Genomic DNA, 23,966 nt, shown 5'->3' with positions numbered 1-23,966 from the left:
ATCATCCCTGGTTCGGCTGAACTTCGACAAAGCGCCGCACATAGCGCAACGCTGGCGGGGAGAAACACAAAAACCTCGTCGGTGCGGGACGCCGGGTCATTATCCCGCACCGCACCGACGAGCCCCTTTTGGCCAGGTATTTGAGCCCCCGGCATCCGCCCCCGCGGATCTGAAAATTCCCTTGCGCAGGCACGTTCCAGACGGTCTGGCCGGTGCGTTTGCGTGCGGCTCTGCCATCAACCTCCAGTGGCAGTTCTGAGCCTGTCACGCGATTGATCTCACGCCAGTGCTGACCGGCTGTCAATAAAAAGCTGTGACTTTTTTTGGGTGTTTTGCCCGAAAACATAAGCAATTCCTTTAAAAACGTTTGAATTGCCTTAGAATCGGTCAACAGCGCAAGTCCCCGGGAAAGCCGCATGGTCCACTCGAAACGGCATGGCGAGATCCTGCGCCTACTGCAGGAGGAGGGCACCGTCACCATCGCCAGCCTGGCCGACCGTTTGGGGGTGTCTCTGGAAACCGTGCGGCGCGACGTCAAGCCGCTCACCGGCGACGGTTCCGTCCTCAAGATGCATGGCGCCATCGGCCTGCCGTCACTGGTCGGCGAGGCGCCGTTCGAGCGGCGCATGCGTGACAACGCCGACGCCAAGCGCCTTATCGCCCGCATGGTCGCCGCCACCATCCGCGACGGCGAATCGATCATGCTCGACACCGGCACGACGACGTCGTTCCTCGCCCGCGAGCTGCTCGGTCACCGGCGGCTGACGGTCGTCACCAATTCGTCCGACATCGCCCGCACTTTGGCCACCGTCAATGGCAACAAGGTCTATATGGCCGGCGGCGAACTGCGCAGCGATTCCGGCGCGGCCTTCGGCGCCTCGGCCATCGAATTCGTCAGCCGCTTCTCCGTCAGCCACGCGGTGATATCCATCGGCGCCGTCGACGCCGTGGCGGGCGTCATGGACTATGACTTGGATGAAGCCGAGTTCGCCCGCATGGTGCTGTCGCGCGGCCAGCGTTCCCTCGTCATCACGGACCACTCTAAGTTCGGCCGCCAGGGGCTGGTCCAGGTCTGCGGCTTCGACGGCTTTTCCGAACTCGCCACCGACCACCCACCGCCGCACGATATAGCCGCCGCCCTTGCCGAGTCCGGCGCGCGGCTGAGCATTGCGAGCGCCGAAGCCGGGTTCTGATCCGCACCGCAGGATCAGTGCCCCTGCCACTTCCCAGCGCGGCCTTCGCCGTGTTTAGTCCGGCCATGGCCTTCACCATCAGACAACTGCAGTTCTTCGTCGCCGTCGCCGAGCAAGGCACGGTGTCGGGCGCCGCCCAGAACCTGTCGATCTCGCAATCCTCGGTCACCGAGGCGATCAAGGAGCTTGAGAGCGATCTCGGTGTCGAGCTGTTCGAGCGCCATCCGCGCGGCCTCAACATCACCCACAAGGGCCACCAGTTCCTGCGCCACGCGACCAAGATCCTGGCCGATGTGTCCGATGCGCGCCGCGCCTTCTTCGGCGACCAGCTGGTGGCCGGCGGCCGCCTGCAGCTCGGCGTCACCTCGCTGGTCGCCGGCTATGTGCTCTCCGACCTTCTCGCGCGCTACCGTCGCGCCTATCCGGGCGTCGAGGTCTCGGCCATCGAGGACAATGGCGATTACCTTGAACACCTGCTGATCGGCGGCAAGCTCGACATCGCCGTCATGGTTACCTCAAACCTGCGCGACCGCACTGCACTGCAGTCGGAAATCCTCGAGGTCTCGGCCTACCGCTTGTGGGTGCCGCTCAGCCACAAGCTGGCCAGTGCCGACATCATCGGCATCGGCGACATCGCCGGCGAACCGCTGATCATGCTCACCGTCGACGAGATCGAGGAGAACACCGGCAAGCTTTTGGCGGCGATCGGCGCCAAGCCGCATGTCGCCTTCCGCACCCGCTCGGTCGAAGCGGTGCGCAGCCTGGTTGCCACAGGTGCCGGCGTGGCGCTGCTGCCCGACCTCGTCTACCGGCCGTGGTCGCTGGAAGGCGACCGTATCGAATCGCGCGACATTTCCGGCACGCTGCCCGTGGTCCAGGTCGGCATGGTCTGGCGCCGCGGTTCCAGCCTGCCGCAGGCGGCGCGTGACTTCATCGGCCTTGCCCAGTCGCAGCGCACGGTCCGCCAGCGACCTTGATAGGGCCTGGTCCTCCATCTATCGGAAAAACCGATATCGCCTTTCTGATAAATGAATTTGCGAAACCGGAAATTTCGCCGCACCTTTCATTTCAGGGACCAAAGCCGCCGCGAGAGTGCGGCCCCTAAAATGGGAGATCGACGATGAATTCATTCCTGAAGTCATGCACTGCATTGACGGTTGCGCTGACCTTCTCCGGCCAGGCCATCGCCCAGGTCAAGGAACTCGGCAAGGGCGAGGGCGAGGTCAATATCGTCGCCTGGCCGGGCTACATCGAGCGCGGCGAAACCGACAAGGGCTATGACTGGGTGACGTCCTTCGAGAAGGACACCGGCTGCAAGGTCAACGTCAAGACAGCCAACACGTCGGACGAAATGGTGTCGCTGATGAATGAGGGCGGTTTCGATCTCGTCACCGCCTCGGGCGACGCCTCGCTGCGGCTCGTCGCCGGCAAGCGCGTGCAGCCGATCAACACCGATCTCGTCCCGAGCTGGAAGACGGTCGACGATCGCCTGAAGGATGCGCCCTGGTTCACGGTCGACAAGGTGCACTACGGCGTTCCCTACCAGTGGGGTCCGAATGTGCTGATGTACAATACCGAAGTCTTCAAGGAAGCGCCCAAGAGCTGGAACGTCGTCTTCGAGGCGATGGACCTGCCCGACGGCAAGCCGAACAAGGGCCGCGTCCAGGCCTATGATGGTCCGATCCACATCGCCGACGCCGCCAACTATTTGATGTTCCACAAGCCGGAACTCGGCATCAAGGATCCCTACGAGCTGACCGAGGACCAGTACAAGGCAGCACTCGACCTGCTGCGCGTCCAGCGCACGCTGGTCGGTCGCTACTGGCACGACGCTGCCATCCAGGTCGACGATTTCCAGAACGAGGGCGTCGTGGCCTCGGGCTCGTGGCCCTACCAGGTCAACACGCTGGTCGCCGCCAAGAAGCCGGTCTCTTCGACCATCCCCGAGGAAGGCGTCACCGGCTGGGCCGACACCACTATGATGGAGGCCGACGCGGCCCATCCGAACTGCGCCTATATGTGGCTCGAGCACTCGCTGTCGCCGAAAGTGCAGGGCGATGTCTCGGCCTGGTTCGGCTCGCTTCCCGTGGTGCCCGCCGCCTGCAAGGGCAATGAACTGCTTGGCGAAGAGGGCTGCAAGACCAACGGCTACGACAATTTCGACAAGATCAAGTTCTGGAAGACGCCGGTGTCGAAATGCGCCAGCGAAAACAACCAGTGCGTGCCTTATTACCGCTGGGTGTCGGACTATATCGGCGTCATCGGCGGCCGGTGATTTCGCCCATTGCCCTCCCCTTTGTGGGGAGGGCCAACGCGTAACGTTGGGGTGGGGTCAGCGAGGTGGGGGGATTCTCGGCAGGTCTTGCCGGATCACCCCCACGCGCGACTTCGCGCGACCTCCCCACAAGGGGCGCGCAGTTCGCTGGCCCGCCCGCAATCCGTGGCGGCGCTGGCGATATCGACAAATCAACCGGCAACAGACTGACAGCCATGACCTCCGCCGTTTCCTTCCAAAAGGTCTCCCGCCATTTCGGCAGTGTGCGCGCCGTCGATGCGGTCGATCTCGACATCGCGCCGGGCGAGTTCTTTGCCATGCTCGGTCCGTCCGGGTCCGGCAAGACCACCTGCCTGCGACTGATTGCCGGTTTCGAGCAGCCGACCGCGGGCTCGATCTCGATTTTCGGCGAGCGTGCAGAGGGCGTCCCGCCCTATCGCCGCAACGTCAACACCGTCTTCCAGGACTATGCGCTGTTCCCGCACCTCAACGTGCTCGACAATGTCGCCTACGGGCTGATGGTCAAGGGTGTCGGCAAGCTGGCGCGGCAGAAGGCGGCCGAAGAGGCGCTGTCGCTGGTGCGGCTGCCAGGCTATGGCGCGCGCCGCCCCGGTCAGCTTTCCGGCGGCCAGCGTCAGCGCGTCGCGCTAGCGCGTGCCCTGGTCAACCAGCCCAAGGTGCTGCTGCTCGACGAGCCGCTCGGCGCGCTCGACCTCAAGCTGCGCGAGAACATGCAGGAAGAGCTGAAGTCGCTGCAGAAGGCGCTCGGCATCACATTCGTCTTCGTCACCCACGACCAAGGCGAGGCGCTGTCCATGGCCGATCGCGTCGCCGTCTTCAACGACGGCAAGATCATGCAGATCGGCACGCCCGAGGATATCTACCAGCGGCCGAGGACGCGCTTCGTCGCCGATTTCGTCGGCTCTTCCAACGTGCTGCCGCCAGATTTCGTCCAGCGTTATTCCGGCCAGCACCGCTGGGGCAGCCTGCGCCCCGAATCCATCCGCGTCGGCCACGGGGCCATGGGCGACGGCGTCGCCGCCCGTCTCGTCTCGACCAATTATCTCGGCGCCACCACCAGGCTGGCGCTCGATGCCGACGGACTGAGGCTGCACGCCATCGTGCCGGCAGGCACTGCGATGCCGGAGGCAGGTGAAGCGGTCGTGCTCACCTTCAATCGCGAACATCTGCATCTGATGGACGAGCCGGCATGACCCTCGACGCCGCCATGCCGCGCACCACCGCCCCCGCCATCCTGCCGGGAAGCGGCGGCCTGCGCGGCACGCTGTCCGACCTTTTCTGGCGCCGGCCGCAACTCCTGCTTTTGCTCATGCTGCTGCCGCCGGTGCTGTGGCTCGGCATCGTCTATATCGGCTCGCTGTTTGCGCTCTTGCTGCAGAGCTTCTTCTCGATCGACGAGTTCTCCGGCCTGATCAACCGGGAGTTCACGCTGAAGACCTATGGCGACCTGTTCCAGGCCGCCAATCTCGACATCATCCTGCGCACGGTGACGATGGCGGCGCTGGTCACGCTGGCCTCGGCGATCATCGCCTTCCCCATCGCCTATTATGCGGCTCGATATGCGCGCGGACGCTGGAAGGCGCTGTTCTATCTCGGCGTCATGCTGCCGCTGTGGTCGAGCTATCTGGTCAAGATCTACGCCTGGAAGTTGATCCTCGCCAAGGAAGGCATCCTCACCTGGCTGTTGGCCAAGCTGCATCTTTTGTGGCTGCTCGATGGCTGGCTGTCGCTGCCGGTCGTCGGCGGCAATTCGCTATCGGTATCCTTCACCGGTACCTTCATCGTCTTCGTCTATGTCTGGCTGCCATTCATGATCCTCCCCGTCCAGGCCGCACTCGAACGCGTGCCCGGCAATCTGGTCGAGGCCTCGTCCGATCTCGGCGCCTCGCCCGGCCAGACCTTCCGCAACGTGCTGTTCCCGCTGGCGCTGCCCGGCATCGTCGCCGGCTCGATCTTCACCTTCTCGCTGACATTGGGCGACTACATCATCCCGCAGATCATCGGCACGTCACGGCTGTTCATCGGCCAGGCCGTCTATTCGCAGCAAGGCACCGCCGGCAACATCCCGCTCGCCGCCGCTTTCACCGTAGTGCCGATCGTCATCATGGGCTTCTATCTGTGGGGCGCCAAGCGCATGGGAGCCTTCGATGCGCTCTGACCGCGGCCCGTCGGCCCCTCTCGGACTGAAGATCGCCGCTGCCTGCGGCCTGCTCTTCCTGCATCTGCCGATCCTGCTGATCTTCGTCTATGCGTTCACCACCGAAGAGAAAAGCTTCGTCTGGCCGCCACCGGGGCTGACCACGCAATGGTTCGCCGTCACCTGGAATCGTCCGGATGTGTGGGAAGCGCTTTCGCTGTCGGTCCGCGTCGCGGCCATCTCGACGGCCATCGCGCTGGTGCTGGGCACGCTATGCGCCGCCGCCGTCTCGCAGACGCGCTTCTTCGGCCGTGAAACCATTTCGCTGCTGGTCATCCTGCCGATCGCGCTACCCGGCATCATCACCGGCATCGCGCTGCGTTCGGCTTTTTCGCTGGCCGACATCCCGTTCTCGTTCTGGACGATCGTGCTCGGCCACGCCACCTTCTGCGTGGTCGTCGTCTACAACAATGCCGTCGCCCGTTTCCGTCGCACCTCAGGCTCGATGATCGAAGCCTCGATGGATCTCGGCGCCGATGGCTTCCAGACCTTCCGGCATGTCGTGTTGCCCAACATCGCCACGGCTCTGCTAGCCGGCGGCATGCTGGCCTTCGCCCTTTCTTTTGACGAAGTCATCGTCACCACCTTCACCGCCGGCCAGCAGCAGACCGTGCCGATCTGGATGCTGGAGGAACTGATCCGTCCGCGCCAGCGCCCCGTCACCAATGTCGTGGCCATGGTCGTGGTGCTGGTGACGCTGCTGCCCATCCTTCTTGCCTATTACCTGACCCGCGACGGCGACCAGATCGCCGGTTCGGGCAAATAACCCAAAGAATAAGGGAGAGACTTCCATGGACACCCAGATGCTGATCGGCTCGATCTTCGACAAGGGCACCGAGACCGAGGAGCCGATCCTCAATCCAAAGACCGGGGCGACCATTCTCAACCTGCCGGAAGCCAGCCCGGCGCAGATCGAGGCTGCCGTCACTGCCGCCGAACAAGCGTTCGTCTTGTGGTCGCGCACCACGCCGGCGCAGCGCTCAGGCTATCTGCTGAAGATCGCCGATCGCATCGAGGCCGAAGCGCAAGAATTCGCCGCGCTCGAGGCGTTGAATTGCGGCAAGCCGATCAATGCCGTGCTCAATGACGAGATCCCGGCGATCGTCGACTGCTACCGCTTCTTTGCCGGCGCTGTCCGCTCCATGCCAGGCGTGGTCGCCGGCGAATATCTGCCCGGCCACACCTCGATGGTCCGCCGCGACCCGATCGGTATCGTCGCCTCGATCGCACCGTGGAACTATCCGCTGATGATGATGGCCTGGAAGCTGGCGCCAGCGATCGGCGGCGGCAACACCGTCGTCTTCAAGCCGTCCGAACAAACGCCGCTGACGGCGCTAAAGCTGGCCAAGATCCTCGCCGATGTCCTGCCGGAAGGCGTCGTCAATGTCGTGCTCGGCCGTGGCGATAGCGTCGGCAACACGCTGATCAACCATGCCAAGGTCAATATGATCTCGATCACCGGTGACGTCGCCACCGGCAAGAAGGTGCTGCAGGCCGCCGCCAAGTCGGTCAAGCGCACGCATCTCGAACTCGGCGGCAAGGCGCCAGTCATCGTCTTCGACGACGCCGATCTCGGCGCCGTGGTCAACGGCCTGCGCGCCTTCGGCTACTACAATGCCGGCCAGGACTGCACCGCTGCCTGCCGCATCTATGCCGGCAGGAAGATATACGACAAGCTCGTCGCCGATCTCTCCTCGGCCGTTTCGACCATCAAATACAACCGCCCCGACGACACCGAGAACGAGATCGGGCCGCTGATCTCGCGCCGCCAGCGCGACCGCGTCTCCAGCTTCGTCGAGCGCGCCTCGGAACTGAAACACATCGAGATCACCACCGGCGGCAAGCCGGGCGAGGGCTCGGGTTTCTTCTACCAGCCGACGGTCGTTGCCGGCGCGCTGCAGGAAGACGAGATCGTGCGCCGCGAAGTATTCGGTCCGGTCGTTTCGATCACACGCTTCTCCGAGGTCGACGAGGCCGTGAACTGGGCCAATGACAGCGACTACGGGCTGGCGTCGTCGGTGTGGACGAAGGACGTCTCGCGCGCCATGGCGACGGCAGCCCGTCTGCAGTATGGCTGCACCTGGATCAACACCCATTTCATGCTGACCAACGAGATGCCGCATGGCGGAGTGAAGCAGTCCGGCTACGGCAAGGACATGTCGCTCTACGCGCTTGAGGACTACACCGCCGTGCGGCATGTGATGGTTGCGCATGGGTGAGGAGTGGTCCGCGTAGCGGACGAAAGCCAACGATTTGGCTTTTCGAACGACGAACGCCCGGAGCCATAGCGGAGGGCCGGGAGCCCGTCGCAGCACCTTCCCTTCTCCGCTTGTAAGGTGAGAAGGGAAGGGCCGCAGCTTACGCCGCCTTGTCGCGCACCTGATAATCCTTCACCGCGGCAAACCGGATCGCCTTCCAGCGCTCGGCTTCGTAGTTGAGCGAGAAGGCGTGCTGGGCCAAAAACACCGGGTCGTTGTCGAGGTCGCGGGCGATGTCGCCGCGATGCGCCTCGATGAAGCGCTGGACTTCGGCCTTGTCGTCGGCCGATATCCAGCGGCAGACGGAAAAGCGCGACATCTCGAAATCGACGGGCAGCGTGTATTCGAAGTTCAGCCGCTCCTTCAGCACGTCGAGCTGCAGTGCGCCGACGACGCCGACGATGGCCGGTGAGCCGTCCTCCGGCGAAAACAGCTGCACGACGCCTTCTTCGGCCATCTGGTGCAGCGCTTCCTTGAGTTTCTTGGCCTTCATCGCATCGCCGAGGCGAACGCGGCGCAGGATTTCCGGGGCGAAGTTGGGCACGCCGCGGAACAGGATCTCTTCGCCCTCGGTCAGCGTGTCGCCGATGCGCAGCGTGCCATGGTTGGGAATGCCGACGACGTCGCCGGCAAAAGCCTCGTCGGCGGTGACGCGCGTGCGGGCGAAGAAGAATTGCGGCGCCGACAGGCTCATCGGCTTGCCGGTGCGCACCAGTCTGGCCTTCATGCCGCGCTCAAGCTTGCCCGAGCAGACGCGCACGAAAGCGATGCGGTCGCGATGGTTCGGGTCCATGTTGGCCTGGATCTTGAAGACGAAGGAGGTCATCTTGTCCTCGGTCGCCTCGACCTTGCGGCTGTCGGCCTCCTGCGCGCGCGGCGGCGGCCCGAAGGCGCCGAGCGCCTCGATCAGGTCGCGCACGCCGTAGTTGCGCAGCGCCGAACCGAAATAGACCGGCGTCAGATGGCCCTCGCGGAAAGCATCGATGTCGAGCGGGCGGCAGGCTTCGCGCGCCAGCTCCAGTTCCTCGATGAAGGCCTCGCGCTCATTGTCCGGCAACAATCCGGCGACGCGGTTGGAATCGGGACCGTTGACCGGCGTGCGCTCCTTTTCGGCGTCGCCCTTGCGTACGGCGTTCAGCGCCAGGTGATAGGTGCCGGCAAAGGTCTTGCCGCGGCCGATCGGCCAGGTGATCGGCGCGGTGTCCAGCGCCAGCTTTTGCTCGATCTCGTCGAGGATCTCGAACGGATCGCGGCTTTCGCGGTCCATCTTGTTGACGAAGGTGATGATCGGAATGTCGCGCAGGCGGCAGACCTCGAACAGCTTCAGCGTTCGCGGCTCGATGCCCTTGGCGGCATCGATGACCATGACGGCGCTGTCGACTGCCGACAGCGTGCGGTAGGTGTCGTCGGCGAAATCCTCGTGGCCGGGCGTATCCAAGAGGTTGAAGACATTGTCCTCATATTCGAAGGTCATCACCGAGGTGACGACCGAAATGCCGCGCTCGCGCTCGATCTTCATCCAGTCGGACCGGGTCTGGATGCGGTCCTTCTTGGCCTTGACCTCGCCGGCAAGCTGAATGGCGCCGCCGAACAGCAGCAGCTTTTCGGTGAGCGTGGTCTTGCCGGCGTCGGGGTGCGCGATGATCGCGAAAGTGCGGCGGCGCGATACCGCCTGTTCGATGTCTTCAGCCAATTTTTGGAATCCTGTCTGTGGCGCGGGCTTCTAGCAGCGCTTTCCCGGCCTGTCGACGGTTTTGGGCGGATGGGCCCCGACCGCGCTTGAGCTTGGACCGCCGCAATGGCATCAGGGAGCTCAATTCGGAGAGAGTTCAGCATGAGCAAAGCGAAGGAAGTCATCGTCATCGGCGCCGGCATCATCGGCGCCTCCATTGCCTGGCATCTGGCCAAGGCCGGAGCGCGGGTGACGGTGATCGCAGATAGCGGCGCCGGCGGTGTCGCTACACCGAATTCCTTTGCCTGGATCAATGCAAGCTGGGGCAATCCGGAGATCTATTTCCGGCTGCGCACCTTCGCGATGGCCGAATGGACGCGGCTGGCAAGGGACCTGCCCGGCCTGCCGCTCGCCTGGTGCGGCAGCCTGTGCTGGGACATGCCGGTGGACAGGCTGGAAGCCCATGCCGCCGAGCATTCGTCCTGGGGCTATGGCGTCGAGCGTATCGGCCGCGAACAAGCGGCGCGCATCGAACCCAATCTCGTAGAGCCTCCCGACTTCGCCCTCCATGTCGCCGAGGAAGGCGCGGCCGAACCGGTCGCCACCGCGAAAGCGCTGCTGGCCGATGCCGAACGATGCGGCGCGAGAATGATGGTCGGAGCCGTCACCGCCCTGGTGCGTAGCAATGGCAAGGTCACCGGCGTGGAGATTTCGGGGCAACGGATTGCCGCGGACGAGGTGGTGATCGCTGCCGGCGCCGGTGCTCCGGCCATCGCCGCGACGACCGGGATCAACCTGCCGATCGAAACGCCGGCCGGCCTGATCGTCCACTCGCGCCCGTACAAAAAGCTGCTCAACGGCCTGGTGATGGGCGAGCCGCTGCATATTCGCCAGACGCTGGAGGGCCGCATCATTGCCGGTTCCGATTTCGGCGGCGGCGATCCGGGCCTGAACCCCGAAGCCACCGCACGCGATCTGTTCGCGACGGCGAAGAGCATGCTGCGCGGCGCCGACGGGCTGGAGCTGGATTTCCACACGATCGGTTACCGGCCAACGCCTATCGACGGTTTTCCAATCATCGGCCGCGCCGACGGTGTCGACGGCCTCTATATCGCGGTCATGCATTCCGGCATCACGCTGGCGCCGGCTGTCGGTCTGTTTGCCACCCGCGAAATTCTCGACGGCGAGCGCGATCCGCTGCTTGCCCCCTATGGAGTGGAGCGCTTCGGTCAATAATTGGGCGGGCGGCGAAAGCCGCCGGTGAGCGGTTCTATTGCCTTGGCGATTCCGAGCAGCCGCGATTCCGACCAGCGCTTGCCGACCAGTTGCAGGCCGATGGGCAGGCCGTCCCGGTCCTGTCCGCACGGCAGCGACAGTGCCGGATGGCCGGAATAGTTGAAGACCGCGCCATAGGCGGGCAGCATCCAGTAACTCTGCTGCTTGCCATCGACCTCGATCGACGTACCCGGTTCGCAATGCGGAAAGGCAGTGCACATGGCGACCGGGCAGAGCAGTGCGTCGCAGGTTTCGAAGAACCGGTCCCAGGCCCGGATCGAGCGGTCGCGGCAGGCGAGCGACTCGAACCAGCGGGAGACAGTCGAAGGCTGCTCGGGCGGTTCCGGCTGCGCTGCCTCCAGCATCATGCCGATCAGTTCGCCGCCCTGTTCCAGATCTTCATGCAGGTCGAGCTTCGGCAGTTTCGCTTCTTCCACGGCAGCGCCCTCGCCCTGCAGTTGGCGGGCAAAGCTTTCGATGGCGGCGCTGATATCGGCGGCCACCGGAAAGCCGTGAAAGGACGGCGCGATGGCGATGCGCAGCGATTTGAGATTGAGCGTCTCCATGGGCTCGACCGGCACCGGCGCAAGGTCGGTGTCGCTTCCGTCCGGTCCGGCGATGATCTGGTAGATCAAAGCCAGGTCCTCGACGGTCCGCGCCAGCGGGCCGAGACAAGACATCAGCCGCACGCTGCGCGCAGCGCCGCCGGGATCGGGAAAGGCGCCGGCCAGCGAGATTCGATGCTCGGTCGGCTTCAGGCCGTAGACGCCGCAGAAGCTGGCAGGCAGGCGGATCGAATCCTGCATGTCGGTGCCGACCTCGAACGGCGTCATGCCCGTTGCGACCGCCGCGGCCGCGCCGCCGCTGGAGCCGCCGGCGGTACGGTCGAGGTTCCACGGGTTGCCGGTGCGGCCGAACAGCGGATTGTCCGACTGCCAATCACCCAGCATGGTCGCGACATTGGTCTTGCCGGTCAGTACGCCGCCGGCGGCCTTAAGCCGCGCGACGACCGGGCTGTCCTGTTTCGCGACATAGTCTGCAAAGGACGGAAAGCCGACCGTGGTCTTCATGCCTGCCGTTTCGTGCGTGTCCTTCAGCGTGAAGGGCACTCCATGCAGCGGGCCGAGGGCGTCGCCGCGCGCCAATACTGCGTCGGCCTCTTTCGCACGCTCGCTGGCCCCTTCCCGGTCGAGAATGACGACCGCGTTGACCGCTCCGTTGTGCCGGTCGATCTGCGCCAGATGCACCTCCAGCGCTTCGACGGCGGAGATCTTTCGTGCGGCGATCGCGGTGGCGAGGTCGATAGTCGAGGAAAAGGCGGGGTCCATGACGAATGCTCCGGCTTGCTGGCGACGCCTGACCCATCAAATGGCGGGCTGCGGCGCGGCTTCAAGCCAAGTTCAGCATGGGAGGGCGTTGCGGCGCTTGATTGGGATTGCGCTGGATCCGTCGAGGTGGACGCGCTACGCCGGCGTGGCCACAATTTGCAATTAGATGACGAGTGCCAGCTTGGCCGACGCGGGCGCGAAGGCACGAATGGCCATGCCATCGCTGCCGATGGTGACGAAGCTCGATGGCGGGATCGCCTGCCAGTCGCCGCCGTCGCGGTCGAAGGGCTCCGACACGATGCAGCGGCCGCCACCCTTGCGGAAGACGGACGTGTAGAGCGTCGGCGCGTGGGCGTCGGTCGCGTAGCGCACGGCGTAGAGCGCCTGCCCATCCGAAAAGGCGGCGGTGAGCCTCAAAGCCGGCTCAAGACCGGCGCGGTAAGAGGCTTCGATGACGCGGCTGGTGGCACGCGACACTGCCCCTTGCGGATCCGCCGAAAGACCCTCGTCGATCATCAAGAGAAAAAAGAGTTCGGAATCGGTGGTGCCCTCGCGCTGGTCGAAAACGGCGTCGGAGAGCGAATTCTCCAGCGCGCGGCGGATCTTTTCGAAGCCGCCGATCTGGCCGTTGTGCATGAACGACCACTGGCCGGAGATGAACGGGTGGCAATTCATGCGACTGGTGGCGCCGCCGGTCGAGGCGCGCACATGGGCGAGGAACAGGCCGGATTTGATCTGCCGGCACAGGCTCTTCAGGTTGGGATCCGACCAGGCCGGCAGGATGTCGCGATAGAGGCCGGGCTCGGACCGGTCACCATACCAGGCGAGACCAAAGCCGTCGCCATTGGTCGGCGACTTGGCTTCCTGGGCGCAGTGGCTCTGGGCGATCAGCGAGTGGCAGGGCGCCGTGACGATGTCTTCGAGGAAGACCGCTTCACCAAAATAGGCCGCCCACCGGCACATCGCTTCTACCGTCCGTTATGCGCGGTCCATCAGAGCCGCCGGCTCCTTGGTCGCGTGCGAGCCTCTGTTGTGCGTCCGTTCGTAGAGTTCGCGGACGATTCGGCTTGCCGTAGTCTCGAACAGAAACGGCAAGAAAGCGTGAACGAGGGCGGCCCCCGCAGCCATCGACAGGCGCGAGCAGAACCACGCGGCAAAGGCCATATGGCTGAAATAGCTCTCGCCCACCTTGGCCGGGTGCGATGTAAAGAGCTTCGAAAGCTGCGTCATGGTGATCCTTCCTGCCGGGATAAGCCCCGATGCTGGGTATCCTGCCACGAGGCAAAGGTTCATTGGTCTCAATTTGTCCTTGTCATGGCGTACAATTTGGGACATTCATCCCAACATGTCGCGGGAAATCGATGAAATAGACCGAAGATTGCTGGCCGAGCTGCAACGTGACGGCACGCTGTCGGTCGACCAGCTCTCGGAAAGAGTGTCACTGTCGCGCAATGCCTGCTGGCGACGGGTCAAAAGGTTGGAAGAGGACGGCGTCATCACCGGGCGAGTGGCGCTGGTCGATGCCGACAGGGTTGGACTGGGGCTATCGGTGTTCATCCTGATCCGCACCTCCAACCACGATCCCGACTGGCTGCACAAATTCCGGGCCGCGGTGACCGGCTTTCCCGAGATCACCGGCGTCTACCGCATGTCCGGCGATCTCGACTACGTGCTGCGCGCCCGAGTCGCCGACGTGAAGGCCTATGATCGGCTCTACCAGCGGCTGATCGCCAAGGTGCCGCTGTCCGACGTCTCGGCCTCTTTCGTCATGGAAGAGATCAAGGAAACGACGGTCGTGCCTGTGGAACTGCGCTGAAACGGAACCGTCGCAAAAGAAAGGCGTTGATAGCCTTGCGGCCGAGTTGACCGAATCGGGATTCGTGCCGATAGGAATGGCTTTATGCGCGCAGCCCTTTGTCCCACTTCCGTCATCGGCCCCTCCGTCGGTTTCGTCAGGTTACCCCATGGCGAAGGCCTGCCGCTTCCAGCCTATGAAAGCGCGGGCGCAGCCGGCATGGATCTGCGCGCTGCGGTGCCGGACGACCGTCCGTTGCTGATCCTGCCCGGAAAACGCGCTTTGGTGCCGACCGGGCTGATCCTGGAAATTCCGGAGGGCATGGAAGGTCAGGTTCGGCCACGTTCGGGCCTTGCCTTCAAGCATGGACTTACTGTCCTCAATTCACCGGGCACGGTCGACAGCGACTATCGCGGCGAGGTGAAGGTGCTGCTGATCAACCTCGGCGCCGAGGACTTTGCCGTGACGCGCGGCATGCGGATTGCCCAGATCGTCTTTGCGGCGGTGACCCAGGTGGCGATCGAGGAGCGCTCGCTCGCCGGCGGTACAGCGCGCGACTCTGGCGGATTCGGATCGACCGGCACCGCTTAATGGGAACACCTAAACTCGTCATTTTCGACTGCGACGGGATCTTGGTCGATACCGAGAACCTTGCCAATCAGCGCCTCGCCGAATGGCTGAGCGCCGCCGGTTTCACAACCACCCTCGAATACTGCCGCAAGCATTTCTCCGGCCGCAGCATGGTCTCGGTGCAGCAGGAGGTCGAGGCGACCGGCGTGAGCCTCGGCGCCGATTTCGTCGAGCGCTGGAATGCAGGCTTGCCGGACCTGTTCGCGCATGGTGTCGAGGCTATCCCTTATGTGCGCGAGTTCATCGAGAAAGTCCGGGCGGCCGGCATCGACTACTGCGTCGCCTCTTCGGCGCGGGTGTCGAAGATGCACATCACACTTGGCCAGACCGGGCTGCTGCCGCTGTTCGAGCACGCCATGTTCTCTTCGACCATGGTCGGGCGCGGCAAGCCGTTTCCGGACCTGTTCCTCCATGCCGCGAAGACGATGGGCTTCGCGCCCGCCGACTGCATCGTCATCGAGGACAGCGTCGCCGGGACCGAGGCCGGTATAGCCGCAGGCATGCGCGTTTTTTCCTATCACGCCGATCCGTACTCCGATCCAGACGGCCTGGCCGAGGCCGGCGGCATCCTGTTCGACGACATGCGCGAACTAGCCGGCCTGGTGCCGATCCACTGAGCTGATTTCGGCCAGCGGACCTTGCTGTATGCCTCGTTTGTCCGTGCTAGCTTGATGCCCGCCAGCCCGGGGCCACACATGAACCTTTTGCTTCGCTTTGTCCTTTTCTGCCTGTTGCTGCCTTGCCTTGGGGCGACGGCGGGTGCGCAAGGCGTCAGCTTTCCCGATCTGGGTACTGCCCTGCCCGGCCAGCAGGATGTCACCTATCTCGACCTTGCCAGAATGGCCATTCCGGATCTGAAGAAAGGTACGGACGGCTTTTATGACGGCACCTTGCCGATCGAGATGCGCCACATCGAGGGACCGAATAGCGGTGGCTCGCCGCCGCCGACATCGAGCTTCCCCAACGCCGCCGTGCTCGACATCAAGACCGGCGGCAAGGACCGGCTGACGATGCTGTTGGACCTCGGCGACTCTCCCGACAGCGCCGAAGGCTTTGCGGTGCTGGCACTCTACGATCTCAGCGGCAAACCGAAACTGCTCGACGCCGTCAATGTCGCCGTCGACAGGAGCAGCTATTTCCGTGAACCGAACAGACTTTCGCTCGGCGCCGGCGACGATGCCGTCATCACCATGAGCACGCATTTCAACTCGAACCAGGGCTATGTCGGCACAGCACTGATCATGGTCCGCGACGGCCGCTTCCAGCTGATCGACATGATCTACACGTTCGATGAAAATGTCTGCGCCTACAGGCGCACGCAAAACCTGGCCTTTCAGACAAGTGGCGACAATCAACCCTATGCGGCGATCAAAGTGACGGTCACCGACGCCACCGTGCCCGGCGAGGAGGATTGCGGGGAAGCTCGGTCGGAGGCTTCCTCGCACGATATCTCGGTCACCTATAACTGGGACAAGATGGTGTCGCGCTACGTGAAGGACTCCGACGCGTTCGAGCGTTTGTCAGCAGAGAACGCCAAACGCTTCTGAGCCAAACGCATTCGTTTGCCCGGCGGAAACCGGCACGATAGACTCCGCCTCACAATTCCGTATCTGAAGGAAGTCTCCATGGACAAGGGCAAGATCTTTCGCGACCTGCATGCCTCGACCTTCGTCATGCCCAACCCCTGGGATGTCGGCACGACGAAGCTTCTCGCCTCGTTCGGCTTCAACGCGCTGGCGACGACCAGCGCCGGCTTTGCCTTCTCGCGTGGCCTGCCTGACGGCGCGGTGACGTTCGACACCATGATCCACCATTGCCGCGAGGTGACTGCGGCGACCAGCCTGCCGGTCTCGGCCGATCTCGAGCGCGGCAAGGGCGACAGCGCCGAGCGTGCGGCCGAAACCATCTTCGCGGCCGAAGCCGCCGGCCTTGCCGGCTGCTCGATCGAGGACCACACCGGCGATCCCGACAAGCCGATCTACGATTTTTCGCACGCGGTCGAGCGCGTCGCTGCAGCGGTCGAGGCGGCGCGGGCGCTGAAGCGCGATTTCGTCTTCACGGCGCGGGCCGAGAATTTCCTGTGGGGCCGGAACGACATCGACGACACGATCAAGCGGCTGCAGGCTTTCGAGAAAGCCGGCGCCGACGTGCTCTACGCGCCCGGCCTCGGCGATATCGAGACGGTGCGCACCGTGTGCTCGGCGGTGAGCAAGCCGATCAATGTCATGGCGCGGCCGGGCTTCACCGTCGCCGACCTTGCCCAGGCAGGCGTCAAGCGGATCTCGCTCGGGCCGTGGCTGACCAATTTCGCCTTCGGCATGTTGGAGACGGCGGCGCGCGAGATCCAGGAGGAAGGCACTTTCGGCTTCACCCGATCCGCCATGCCGTTCGGCAAGCTGCAGGCGCTGTTTGGCAAGTCCGGCGAATGACGCCTACCGTCGTCGACGTGGCGGCGAGCCGCTGAGGATATTTCACCGGCGGCTTTCGCGTGCCGAGACCGCCTTGTGGAGATGCACCATGATGGCGGCCGCGAAGAGCGGCGTCACAAGGTTGAGCAAGGGCACGGCGAGGAAGGCGGCGATGACCAGCCCGGCGAGAAACACCGTGCCGGCATACTTTCTGCGCAGTCCCTTGGCCTCCTCCTCCGGGCGAAAGCGCATGGCGGCGAATTCGAAGAACTCGCGCCCGAGCAGGTAGCCGTTTACGATGAAGAAGGCGGCTATGTTGATGCCCGGCACCAAAAGCAGCAGCAAGGCGACGATGTTGCCGAGGATGACGACGCCGAAGAATTTTATCGACAGCACCAGCGAGCGCAGCGCCGGCACGGCGCGTCCGGCCGGATCGCCGGGATAGTCGGTGCGCTCGACCACTTCGGCGACATCATCGAGGAACAGGCCGGCAATGATCGCCGTCACCGGTGCAATGAGCAACGCCATCCCGAACGCAAGAGCGATGGCGGCGATGATGCCGCTCAGCCATCCGGCCCAGGACGGCAGGTCGGGCAACAGCGTCTCGACCCACGGCAGGGCCAGCCAATCGACAAGACCCGTCAGACCGAACCACAGCGCGACCAGCGCCAGCAGGGTCAGCCCGAGCGTCTTCAGGAAAACCGCTCGGAATTCGGGAGAGAACAGCTGACTGGCAGCGGCGCGGGCAGCGTCAAGGATCACGGCGTTTCCACCCCCTGGGACAAAACGGACATCTCCGAGATAGGCGGAGACCCGACAGGCCACAAGAGCGACTTGCCTACCCGGCAAGTGCTGCCTTGCGGGCCGGGATGGTCATGGCCGCCACGCCGGCGACGACAAAACCCATGCCGAGCCAGGCCGTCGGGCCGAGGCTCTCGCCGAGGAAGAGCGCGCCGATGCCGACGCCGATCGGCACGCGCAGATAGGCCTGCGACGTCGTGCCGACCGAACCCAGCGTGTGGATGAGGCGGAAAAAGATCGAGAAGGCGAGTGCGGTGGAAAAGACCGACAGTCCAAGCAGCGCAAGGACTGACGCGGTCGAGGGCGAAAGCGTCCAGGGCCGGTCGAAAATGAGACTCAGAGGGATGAGGATTGCCGTGCCGCAGATCATCGAGCCGGCGGCGGGCAGCATCGGGTCGAGTCCCCTGAAGTTGCGCCCGAAAATAGCTGCACCCGCGTAGCTGACGGTGGCGGCGATGACGGCAAGCTGCGCCCAGAGCTGATGGCCAAGGCCGCCCAGCGCTTGCGCGCCGACGATGAGACATATGCCGGCGATGCCCGCGCCGACGCCGACCAGCTTGCGCAGCGTCACCGGTTCGTGGCGGGTGATCAGCGCCGTCAGCAGGAAGGTGAAGATCGGCGAGGTCGCGTTGAGGATGGTGGCAAGGCCGGCATCGATGGAGCGTTCGGCGGCGGCAATCAGCGTGAATGGGACAACGCTGTTCAGGCAGGCCTGGAACATGAACCGGCGCCAGGTCACCGCATCCCTCGGCATGGCGAGGCCGCGCCAGCGGATGAGCGCGAGCAGGATGCCGCCGGCGATCAAAGTCCGCCCTGCGATGAAGGTCACCGGCGGGATCGTCTCGACGCCGACCTTGATGAAGGAGTAGGACGCACCCCAGAGCACGGCCAGCACACCGAGCAGGGCCAGTTCGGTGGTCATGTTGGTCTTTTCGGGCATTGCCGGTTCGCGCCTCGGAAACTTCGATCGGTCCCGCTTCTAGCTCAAGAAGAAACGAAAATGCTTCGATCTGGATGCAACCATAGCTGCCACGGTCACAGCTGCCATGGTCCAGTTCGATCCGACGGCTACCGCAGCGAAGTGCCAAATGGCAGCCACAGGTCGGCGTCGCGGAAGACAATGCCGATTTTCGGGGTAGGCAAAGCGGCGGCAACTCCAGAGCCTGATCCAGCCCGATTGAATCGGGCTGGGGTCTCTATTTTTTGTTTGACCATGATCTTGTCCGAAAACCGGGTTCCACTTTTCGGGATCATGGTCTAGACCCGCGCGCGGCCGGCATGGCAGAAAGCCGGTGGTTGTTGGCGGAGATATTGATGCCGGACTATGACGTGCTTTGCATCGGCAATGCCATTGTCGACATCATCGCCCAGTGCGACGAGGCGTTCCTTGAGACCAACGGCATCATCAAGGGGGCGATGAACCTGATCGACACCAGGCGCGCCGAGCTGCTCTACAGCCGCATGGGCCCGGCGATCGAGGCGTCCGGCGGCAGCGCCGGCAACACGGCGGCGGGCATTGCCAGCTTCGGCGGCCGCGCCGCCTTCTTCGGCAAGGTGTCCAACGACCCGCTCGGCGAAATCTACACCCATGACATCCAGGCCCAGGGCGTCGCCTTCGATACCAAACCCCTCGAAGGCGAACCTCCGACGGCACGCTCGATGATCTTCGTCACGCCGGACGGCGAGCGCTCGATGAACACCTATCTCGGCGCCTGCGTCGAGCTCGGCCCGGAGGACGTCGAGGCCGACAAGGCCTCGGGCGCTGCGGTCACCTATTTCGAGGGCTATCTGTGGGACCCGCCGCGCGCCAAGGAGGCGATCAGGCAGACCGCGCGGCTGGCTCATGCTGCCGGGCGCGAAGTGTCGATGACGCTGTCGGATTCCTTTTGCGTCGACCGCTACCGTGACGAGTTCCTCGACCTGATGCGCTCGGGCACCGTCGACATCGTCTTCGCCAACAGCCACGAGATCAAGTCCCTCTACCAGACCGCTTCCTTTGAGGAGGCGCTGGCCGCGATCCGCAAGGACTGCAAGATCGCCGCCGTCACCCGCTCGGAAAAGGGCTCGGTCATCGTGCGCGGCGACGAGACCGTCATCATCGAGGCGACGACGATCAAGGACCTGGTCGACACCACCGGCGCCGGCGACCTCTACGCCGCCGGTTTCCTCTACGGCTACACGACGGGACGCAGCCTGAAGGACTGCGGGGACCTCGGCTCGCTGGCGGCCGGGCTGGTCATCCAGCAGCTCGGGCCGAGGCCGCGGCAGAATTTGCGCCGCGAAGCCGAGCAGGCGGGGCTGCTATAGTCTCGCAGCGTCACCCTTGACGGGCATCCAAAAGACGCCGCCTGTCGCGTGCCTGTCATGGAGCGCACATAGACGCAACCGAGGCGTTTCGCGACTGACATTTCGGGACGCCCGCAGCCAGTCGGCGCCCCGCTCAGGCGGTCCGGCGATGCTTGCTGGCCGCAGGCTCCAGGTCGGCGGTGACCAGCCGGTCGCGGCCGTTTTTCTTGCCGACATACATCAGCCGGTCGGCAAGCGCGACCAGAGCGTCGCCGTCGCCGGCTTCGGATGGATAGATGGCGACGCCGATGGTGCAGCTGACCTGGATGTCGCCGTTCGGCGCCGGAACCTTGATGCGAAGCCGTTCCAGGACGCGTTCGGCGACGCGCACGGCCTTTTGCCTTGCCTGGTCCGCTTGCCCCGAAAACAGCAAGGCGAACTCGTCGCCACCGAGCCGCGCCACGAAATCATCGCTGCGCAGGACGGATCGAAGGTGGTTCGACACGCGCTGCAGCAGCGCGTCGCCGGCCTCGTGGCCGAGCGTGTCGTTGACCTCCTTGAACTGGTCGAGATCGATGAACAGGAGACCGGCCGTCTGGCCGTTACCGGCGCAGCGGGCGACCACCGATTTGAGCTCGTTGTGGAAGGCGCGCCGGTTGGGCAGGTCGGTCAACAGATCGTGGTTGGCCGAATGGTCGCTCTGCTGCTTGGCCAGCTCGATCTCACGCTTTTGCGCGGAGAGCTCCTCATTGGCGACCTTCAGATCCTGCAGCAGCTGGGCGTTGAGGTCCTCGACAACCTTGCGGTCGCTGATGTCGACGACGAACCCTTCCAGGAATTCGAGTTCGCCGGCATCGTCCCAGACGCCGCCGCCGATCTCGCGGACCCAGAGCGGTTCGCCGACCTTGGGCACGATGCGATAGTCGACGTTCCAGTTGCGGCGCGCCTCAAGCGCGGCGTCGACGGCGGCATAGACCGAGGCAAGATCGTCCGGGTGGATGGCCGAGACATAGTCGCGCACGGCGTTGTGCACGAAATCCGTGGGCGGATAGCCGCTGACGGTGAAAATACCGTCGCTGATATAGAGCATGGTGTAGGATTGATCGTTGCGGCAGCGGTAGAGATAACCGTCCATGCGGCCGGTGATGCTGAGCAGCGCGTCGAGCCGCTCGTCGTGGTAGGCCCCGTGGCCGACCGCTGATACAGAAACCCCGTCATGCTTCATGGCCGCACCCCCGTTTGGCGGTCTGAGCGCGCCGCACATGCCGTTACGGCAAGTCGGCAAAGAGGTTCCCTATATCAGCTGGATATTATCAATCTCTTATGGGTCCGATGGCATTTCGGGCTTTGCTTCACGCGAAAAGCGTTCGCGGGCTCACCGTTGCCTTTTCGCCTCGTTGTGCGGATCGTTCGTCAGGCTGCCCTCCGCTATGGCTTCGGGCCTTGCCTCACTCGAAAAGCCAAATCGTTGCCTTTTGGTCCGCTGCGCGGACCGTTCGTCAAGCCCCCGCCGTATACGCTGCGATCGCCGCCATGTTGACGATGTCTGAGTCCTTGGCATTCAGCGAAACGATCTGGACCGGCTTGTTGAGACCGACCAGTAGCGGGCCGATGACGGTCGAGCCGCCAAGCTCTTGCAGCATCTTGGTCGAGATCGAGGCCGAGTGGAACGCGGGCATGATCAGCACATTGGCCGGGCCAGTCAGGCGGATGAACGGATATTGCGCCATGGCGCGGGCATTGAGCGCCACGTCGGCGGCCATCTCGCCGTCATATTCGAAATCGACGCGGCGCTTGTCGAGGATGCGCACCGCTTCCTGGACGCGCTCGGAGCGCTCGCCCTGCGGATGGCCGAAGGTGGAGTAGGCGAGCATGGCAAGCCTCGGCTCGTAGCCCATGCGGCGGGCGAAGCCGGCTGCCTCCTCGGCGATGTCGGCGATCTGCTCGGCATTGGGCATGTCGTGCACGGCGGTGTCGGCGACCAGCACCGTTCTGCCCCGCGCCAGCACGATCGACACGCCGATGACTCGGTGCCCGGGCTTGGCGTCGATGATGCGACGGATGTCGTCGAGCGCCGTGGAATAGTTGCGGGTGACGCCGGTGACGATGCCGTCGGCATCGCCCAGCGCCACCATGCAGGCGGCGAAATGGTTGCGGTCGTTGTTGATCAGGCGCTGGCAGTCGCGGAACAGGAAGCCTTTCCTCTGCATGCGCTCGTAGAGATAGTCGGTGTAGATGCCGTTGCGGCGCGACAGCCTGGCGTTGATGATCTCGATGCCCTGCTTGTTGAGCTCGATGCCGGCGTGCTTGGCGTTCTCCTTGATGACGTCGTCGCGGCCGAGCAGGATGGCGGTGCCGAGCTTCTGGTTCACATAGGAGACGGCGGCGCGCATCACTTGCTCCTCCTCGCCCTCGGCGAAGACGATGCGCTTGGGCTGCCGGCGGACGCGGTCATAGATTCGCTGCAAGGTCGAGGCGATCGGGTCGCGGCGGGCCGAAAGCTCCTGCGCGTAGCGGTCGAGATCGAGGATCGGCTTGCGGGCGACGCCCGACTCCATCGCAGCCTTTGCCACCGCAAGCGGGATAGCCGCGATCAGACGCGGGTCGAACGGCACCGGAATGATGTAGTTGGGGCCGAATTTCGGCCGGTTGCCTTGATAGGCGGCGGCGACGTCGTCCGGCACGTCCTTGCGCGCCAGTTCGGCCAGCGCGCGTGCCGCGGCGATCTTCATCTCGTCATTGATGGTGGTGGCCCTGACATCCAGCGCACCGCGGAAGATGTAGGGGAAGCCCAGCACGTTGTTGACCTGGTTCGGATAGTCCGAGCGCCCGGTGGCCATGATGGCATCGGTGCGGATCTCGGCCACTTCTTCCGGCGTGATCTCCGGATCAGGATTGGCCATGGCGAAGATGATCGGGTTCTTGGCCATCGACTGCACCATCTTGGTGGTCAGCGCACCCTTGGCGGAAAGGCCGAGGAAAACGTCGGCGCCGTCCAGTGCCTCGGCCAGGCTGCGCGCCTCGGTCTTGACGGCATGCGCCGACTTCCACTGGTTCATGCCTTCGGTCCGGCCCTGGAAGACCACGCCCTTGGTGTCGCACAGGATGATGTTTTCGGGCGCAAAACCCATCGCCTTCATCAGCTCGATGCAGGCGATGCCGGCCGCACCGGCGCCGTTGCAGACCATCTTCGTGGTCTTCATGTCGCGGCCAGTGATCTCCAGCGCGTTGATCAGGCCGGCGGCCGAGATGATAGCGGTGCCGTGCTGGTCGTCATGAAAGACCGGAATGTCCATCAGTTCGCGCAGGCGCTGCTCGATGATGAAGCATTCCGGCGCCTTGATGTCCTCGAGGTTGATGCCGCCGAAGGAGGGGCCGAGGAAGCGCACGCAGTTGATGAACTCGTCGGCATCCTCGGTATCGACTTCGAGGTCGATGGAATCGACATCGGCGAAGCGCTTGAACAGCACCGCCTTGCCTTCCATCACCGGCTTGGAGGCGAGCGCGCCGAGATTGCCGAGGCCGAGGATGGCGGTGCCGTTGGAGATGACGGCGACCATGTTGCCGCGCGTCGTGTAGTCGAAGGCGCGGCTCGGGTCCTCGGCGATGGCCCGCACGGGAACGGCGACGCCCGGCGAATAGGCAAGGCTCAGATCGCGCTGCGTCGCCATCGGTTTGGTGGCGACAATCTCCAGCTTACCTGGGCGGCCCATGGCGTGGAATTCCAGCGCCTCCTGCGCGCTGACGGAGGGACCGCTGTTTTCGGTTTTCCTGGCCATGATGCTTTTGATTTCCTCGCCGGTGCGGCACCCTTGAGATGGATGCCA

Annotated in this window: 23 protein-coding genes; 14 read left to right on the top strand and 9 right to left on the bottom strand. The window is 64.2% G+C overall.

The genetic code is table 11. From position 1 onward, the window contains the following. Position 1: 1 nt before the first annotated feature. Positions 2–391: a hypothetical protein gene (locus AC04SI_RS01635; RefSeq protein ID WP_404275123.1), complete on the bottom strand. Its 390-nt coding sequence runs from the start codon at positions 389–391 to the stop codon at positions 2–4. Positions 392–416: 25 nt separating this feature from the next. Between AC04SI_RS01635 and AC04SI_RS01630 the strand changes: the two genes are divergently transcribed. From AC04SI_RS01630 to AC04SI_RS01600, 7 genes are all read left to right on the top strand, one after another. Next, positions 417–1,193, top strand: coding sequence for a DeoR/GlpR family DNA-binding transcription regulator (locus tag AC04SI_RS01630; RefSeq protein ID WP_404275121.1), 777 nt, complete (start codon positions 417–419; stop codon positions 1,191–1,193). A gap of 65 nt (positions 1,194–1,258) precedes the next feature. Next, positions 1,259–2,170, top strand: a complete 912-nt coding sequence (locus tag AC04SI_RS01625) for a LysR family transcriptional regulator (RefSeq protein ID WP_006204420.1) — start codon at positions 1,259–1,261, stop codon at positions 2,168–2,170. A 143-nt stretch (positions 2,171–2,313) separates the two neighbouring features. After that, on the top strand, positions 2,314–3,468 hold the full coding sequence (locus tag AC04SI_RS01620) for an ABC transporter substrate-binding protein (RefSeq protein ID WP_192178099.1): 1,155 nt from the start codon (positions 2,314–2,316) through the stop codon (positions 3,466–3,468). A gap of 215 nt (positions 3,469–3,683) precedes the next feature. Continuing rightward, on the top strand, positions 3,684–4,682 hold the full coding sequence (locus tag AC04SI_RS01615) for an ABC transporter ATP-binding protein (RefSeq protein WP_404275119.1): 999 nt from the start codon (positions 3,684–3,686) through the stop codon (positions 4,680–4,682). Then, complete coding sequence (locus AC04SI_RS01610) at positions 4,679–5,647, top strand: ABC transporter permease (RefSeq protein WP_404275117.1); 969 nt, start codon at positions 4,679–4,681, stop codon at positions 5,645–5,647. The genes AC04SI_RS01615 and AC04SI_RS01610 overlap by 4 nt, the downstream gene beginning before the upstream one ends. Continuing rightward, entirely contained in the window at positions 5,637–6,452 is an 816-nt protein-coding gene (locus tag AC04SI_RS01605) for an ABC transporter permease (RefSeq protein WP_192178102.1), read from the top strand. Before AC04SI_RS01610 ends, AC04SI_RS01605 begins: the two co-directional genes overlap by 11 nt. Positions 6,453–6,477: 25 nt before the next feature. After that, positions 6,478–7,905 (top strand): gamma-aminobutyraldehyde dehydrogenase, encoded by a 1,428-nt coding sequence (locus tag AC04SI_RS01600; protein ID WP_404275115.1) that lies wholly within the window; start codon positions 6,478–6,480, stop codon positions 7,903–7,905. A 139-nt stretch (positions 7,906–8,044) separates the two neighbouring features. Here AC04SI_RS01600 and AC04SI_RS01595 read toward each other — a convergent pair whose 3' ends face one another. Beyond that, positions 8,045–9,637 carry a peptide chain release factor 3 gene (locus tag AC04SI_RS01595; RefSeq protein ID WP_488473831.1) on the bottom strand — a complete coding sequence of 531 codons (1,593 nt, stop codon included), beginning with the start codon at positions 9,635–9,637 and terminating at the stop codon, positions 8,045–8,047. Between the two features lie 141 nt (positions 9,638–9,778). On the opposite strand from AC04SI_RS01595, the gene AC04SI_RS01590 reads away from it, so the two are divergent. Continuing rightward, positions 9,779–10,852, top strand: a complete 1,074-nt coding sequence (locus AC04SI_RS01590) for an NAD(P)/FAD-dependent oxidoreductase (RefSeq protein ID WP_404275111.1) — start codon at positions 9,779–9,781, stop codon at positions 10,850–10,852. On the opposite strand, the gene AC04SI_RS01585 is transcribed toward AC04SI_RS01590, so the two are convergent. The 3 genes from AC04SI_RS01585 to AC04SI_RS01575 all read right to left on the bottom strand — a co-directional run bounded on the left by AC04SI_RS01585 (position 10,846) and on the right by AC04SI_RS01575 (position 13,449). Further along, a complete protein-coding gene (locus AC04SI_RS01585; RefSeq protein ID WP_404275109.1) occupies positions 10,846–12,219 on the bottom strand; it encodes an amidase in 1,374 nt (457 codons plus the stop codon). The genes AC04SI_RS01590 and AC04SI_RS01585 overlap by 7 nt on opposite strands. Before the next feature lie 162 nt (positions 12,220–12,381). After that, positions 12,382–13,182, bottom strand: coding sequence for a class II glutamine amidotransferase (locus AC04SI_RS01580; RefSeq protein ID WP_404275107.1), 801 nt, complete (start codon positions 13,180–13,182; stop codon positions 12,382–12,384). Positions 13,183–13,197: 15 nt separating this feature from the next. Then, entirely contained in the window at positions 13,198–13,449 is a 252-nt protein-coding gene (locus tag AC04SI_RS01575) for a DUF6356 family protein (protein WP_006206866.1), read from the bottom strand. Positions 13,450–13,564: 115 nt separating this feature from the next. On the opposite strand from AC04SI_RS01575, the gene AC04SI_RS01570 reads away from it, so the two are divergent. The 5 genes from AC04SI_RS01570 (at position 13,565) to AC04SI_RS01550 (ending at position 17,073) form a co-directional block, all read left to right on the top strand. Beyond that, complete coding sequence (locus AC04SI_RS01570; protein WP_404275105.1) at positions 13,565–14,035, top strand: Lrp/AsnC family transcriptional regulator; 471 nt, start codon at positions 13,565–13,567, stop codon at positions 14,033–14,035. Between the two features lie 84 nt (positions 14,036–14,119). After that, the gene (gene dut, locus AC04SI_RS01565; RefSeq protein ID WP_404275103.1) at positions 14,120–14,605 is read left to right on the top strand and encodes a dUTP diphosphatase; all 486 of its coding nucleotides are present in this window, start codon (positions 14,120–14,122) and stop codon (positions 14,603–14,605) included. Beyond that, on the top strand, positions 14,605–15,261 hold the full coding sequence (locus tag AC04SI_RS01560; RefSeq protein WP_192178110.1) for an HAD family hydrolase: 657 nt from the start codon (positions 14,605–14,607) through the stop codon (positions 15,259–15,261). Before dut ends, AC04SI_RS01560 begins: the two co-directional genes overlap by 1 nt. A gap of 78 nt (positions 15,262–15,339) precedes the next feature. Further along, the gene (locus tag AC04SI_RS01555) at positions 15,340–16,191 is read left to right on the top strand and encodes a hypothetical protein (protein ID WP_404275102.1); all 852 of its coding nucleotides are present in this window, start codon (positions 15,340–15,342) and stop codon (positions 16,189–16,191) included. Positions 16,192–16,269: 78 nt separating this feature from the next. Further along, positions 16,270–17,073, top strand: coding sequence for an isocitrate lyase/PEP mutase family protein (locus AC04SI_RS01550; RefSeq protein WP_404275100.1), 804 nt, complete (start codon positions 16,270–16,272; stop codon positions 17,071–17,073). Positions 17,074–17,115: 42 nt separating this feature from the next. Here the strand turns inward: AC04SI_RS01550 and AC04SI_RS01545 are convergent, their stop codons facing one another. Further along, positions 17,116–17,814: a sulfate transporter family protein gene (locus tag AC04SI_RS01545; protein WP_404275098.1), complete on the bottom strand. Its 699-nt coding sequence runs from the start codon at positions 17,812–17,814 to the stop codon at positions 17,116–17,118. A gap of 76 nt (positions 17,815–17,890) precedes the next feature. After that, on the bottom strand, positions 17,891–18,793 hold the full coding sequence (locus tag AC04SI_RS01540) for a DMT family transporter (RefSeq protein ID WP_404275096.1): 903 nt from the start codon (positions 18,791–18,793) through the stop codon (positions 17,891–17,893). Between the two features lie 374 nt (positions 18,794–19,167). On the opposite strand from AC04SI_RS01540, the gene AC04SI_RS01535 reads away from it, so the two are divergent. Beyond that, positions 19,168–20,160 (top strand): adenosine kinase, encoded by a 993-nt coding sequence (locus AC04SI_RS01535; protein WP_404275094.1) that lies wholly within the window; start codon positions 19,168–19,170, stop codon positions 20,158–20,160. 133 nt (positions 20,161–20,293) lie between these two features. On the opposite strand, the gene AC04SI_RS01530 is transcribed toward AC04SI_RS01535, so the two are convergent. Together AC04SI_RS01530 and AC04SI_RS01525 are read right to left on the bottom strand one after the other, a co-directional pair. Further along, complete coding sequence (locus AC04SI_RS01530; protein ID WP_404275092.1) at positions 20,294–21,364, bottom strand: sensor domain-containing diguanylate cyclase; 1,071 nt, start codon at positions 21,362–21,364, stop codon at positions 20,294–20,296. A 274-nt stretch (positions 21,365–21,638) separates the two neighbouring features. After that, entirely contained in the window at positions 21,639–23,918 is a 2,280-nt protein-coding gene (locus tag AC04SI_RS01525) for an NADP-dependent malic enzyme (RefSeq protein ID WP_404275090.1), read from the bottom strand. Positions 23,919–23,966: the final 48 nt, after the last annotated feature.

Source organism: Mesorhizobium sp. CNPSo 4689 (assembly GCF_057784325.1).
Note: the sequence above shows the minus strand (reverse complement) of the source record. Positions and strands in the feature narration are given on the sequence as shown.

Coding starts and splice junctions, on each gene's coding strand:
- dut (WP_404275103.1), top strand. CDS start 14,120: ATGCGCGCAGCCCTTTGTCCCACTTCCGTCATCGGCCCCTCCGTCGGT.
- AC04SI_RS01585 (WP_404275109.1), bottom strand. CDS start 12,219: ATGGACCCCGCCTTTTCCTCGACTATCGACCTCGCCACCGCGATCGCC.
- AC04SI_RS01605 (WP_192178102.1), top strand. CDS start 5,637: ATGCGCTCTGACCGCGGCCCGTCGGCCCCTCTCGGACTGAAGATCGCC.
- AC04SI_RS01525 (WP_404275090.1), bottom strand. CDS start 23,918: ATGGCCAGGAAAACCGAAAACAGCGGTCCCTCCGTCAGCGCGCAGGAG.
- AC04SI_RS01580 (WP_404275107.1), bottom strand. CDS start 13,182: ATGTGCCGGTGGGCGGCCTATTTTGGTGAAGCGGTCTTCCTCGAAGAC.
- AC04SI_RS01555 (WP_404275102.1), top strand. CDS start 15,340: ATGAACCTTTTGCTTCGCTTTGTCCTTTTCTGCCTGTTGCTGCCTTGC.
- AC04SI_RS01530 (WP_404275092.1), bottom strand. CDS start 21,364: ATGAAGCATGACGGGGTTTCTGTATCAGCGGTCGGCCACGGGGCCTAC.
- AC04SI_RS01550 (WP_404275100.1), top strand. CDS start 16,270: ATGGACAAGGGCAAGATCTTTCGCGACCTGCATGCCTCGACCTTCGTC.
- AC04SI_RS01570 (WP_404275105.1), top strand. CDS start 13,565: ATGTCGCGGGAAATCGATGAAATAGACCGAAGATTGCTGGCCGAGCTG.
- AC04SI_RS01575 (WP_006206866.1), bottom strand. CDS start 13,449: ATGACGCAGCTTTCGAAGCTCTTTACATCGCACCCGGCCAAGGTGGGC.
- AC04SI_RS01540 (WP_404275096.1), bottom strand. CDS start 18,793: ATGCCCGAAAAGACCAACATGACCACCGAACTGGCCCTGCTCGGTGTG.
- AC04SI_RS01630 (WP_404275121.1), top strand. CDS start 417: ATGGTCCACTCGAAACGGCATGGCGAGATCCTGCGCCTACTGCAGGAG.
- AC04SI_RS01600 (WP_404275115.1), top strand. CDS start 6,478: ATGGACACCCAGATGCTGATCGGCTCGATCTTCGACAAGGGCACCGAG.
- AC04SI_RS01590 (WP_404275111.1), top strand. CDS start 9,779: ATGAGCAAAGCGAAGGAAGTCATCGTCATCGGCGCCGGCATCATCGGC.
- AC04SI_RS01535 (WP_404275094.1), top strand. CDS start 19,168: ATGCCGGACTATGACGTGCTTTGCATCGGCAATGCCATTGTCGACATC.
- AC04SI_RS01560 (WP_192178110.1), top strand. CDS start 14,605: ATGGGAACACCTAAACTCGTCATTTTCGACTGCGACGGGATCTTGGTC.
- AC04SI_RS01610 (WP_404275117.1), top strand. CDS start 4,679: ATGACCCTCGACGCCGCCATGCCGCGCACCACCGCCCCCGCCATCCTG.
- AC04SI_RS01620 (WP_192178099.1), top strand. CDS start 2,314: ATGAATTCATTCCTGAAGTCATGCACTGCATTGACGGTTGCGCTGACC.
- AC04SI_RS01625 (WP_006204420.1), top strand. CDS start 1,259: ATGGCCTTCACCATCAGACAACTGCAGTTCTTCGTCGCCGTCGCCGAG.
- AC04SI_RS01615 (WP_404275119.1), top strand. CDS start 3,684: ATGACCTCCGCCGTTTCCTTCCAAAAGGTCTCCCGCCATTTCGGCAGT.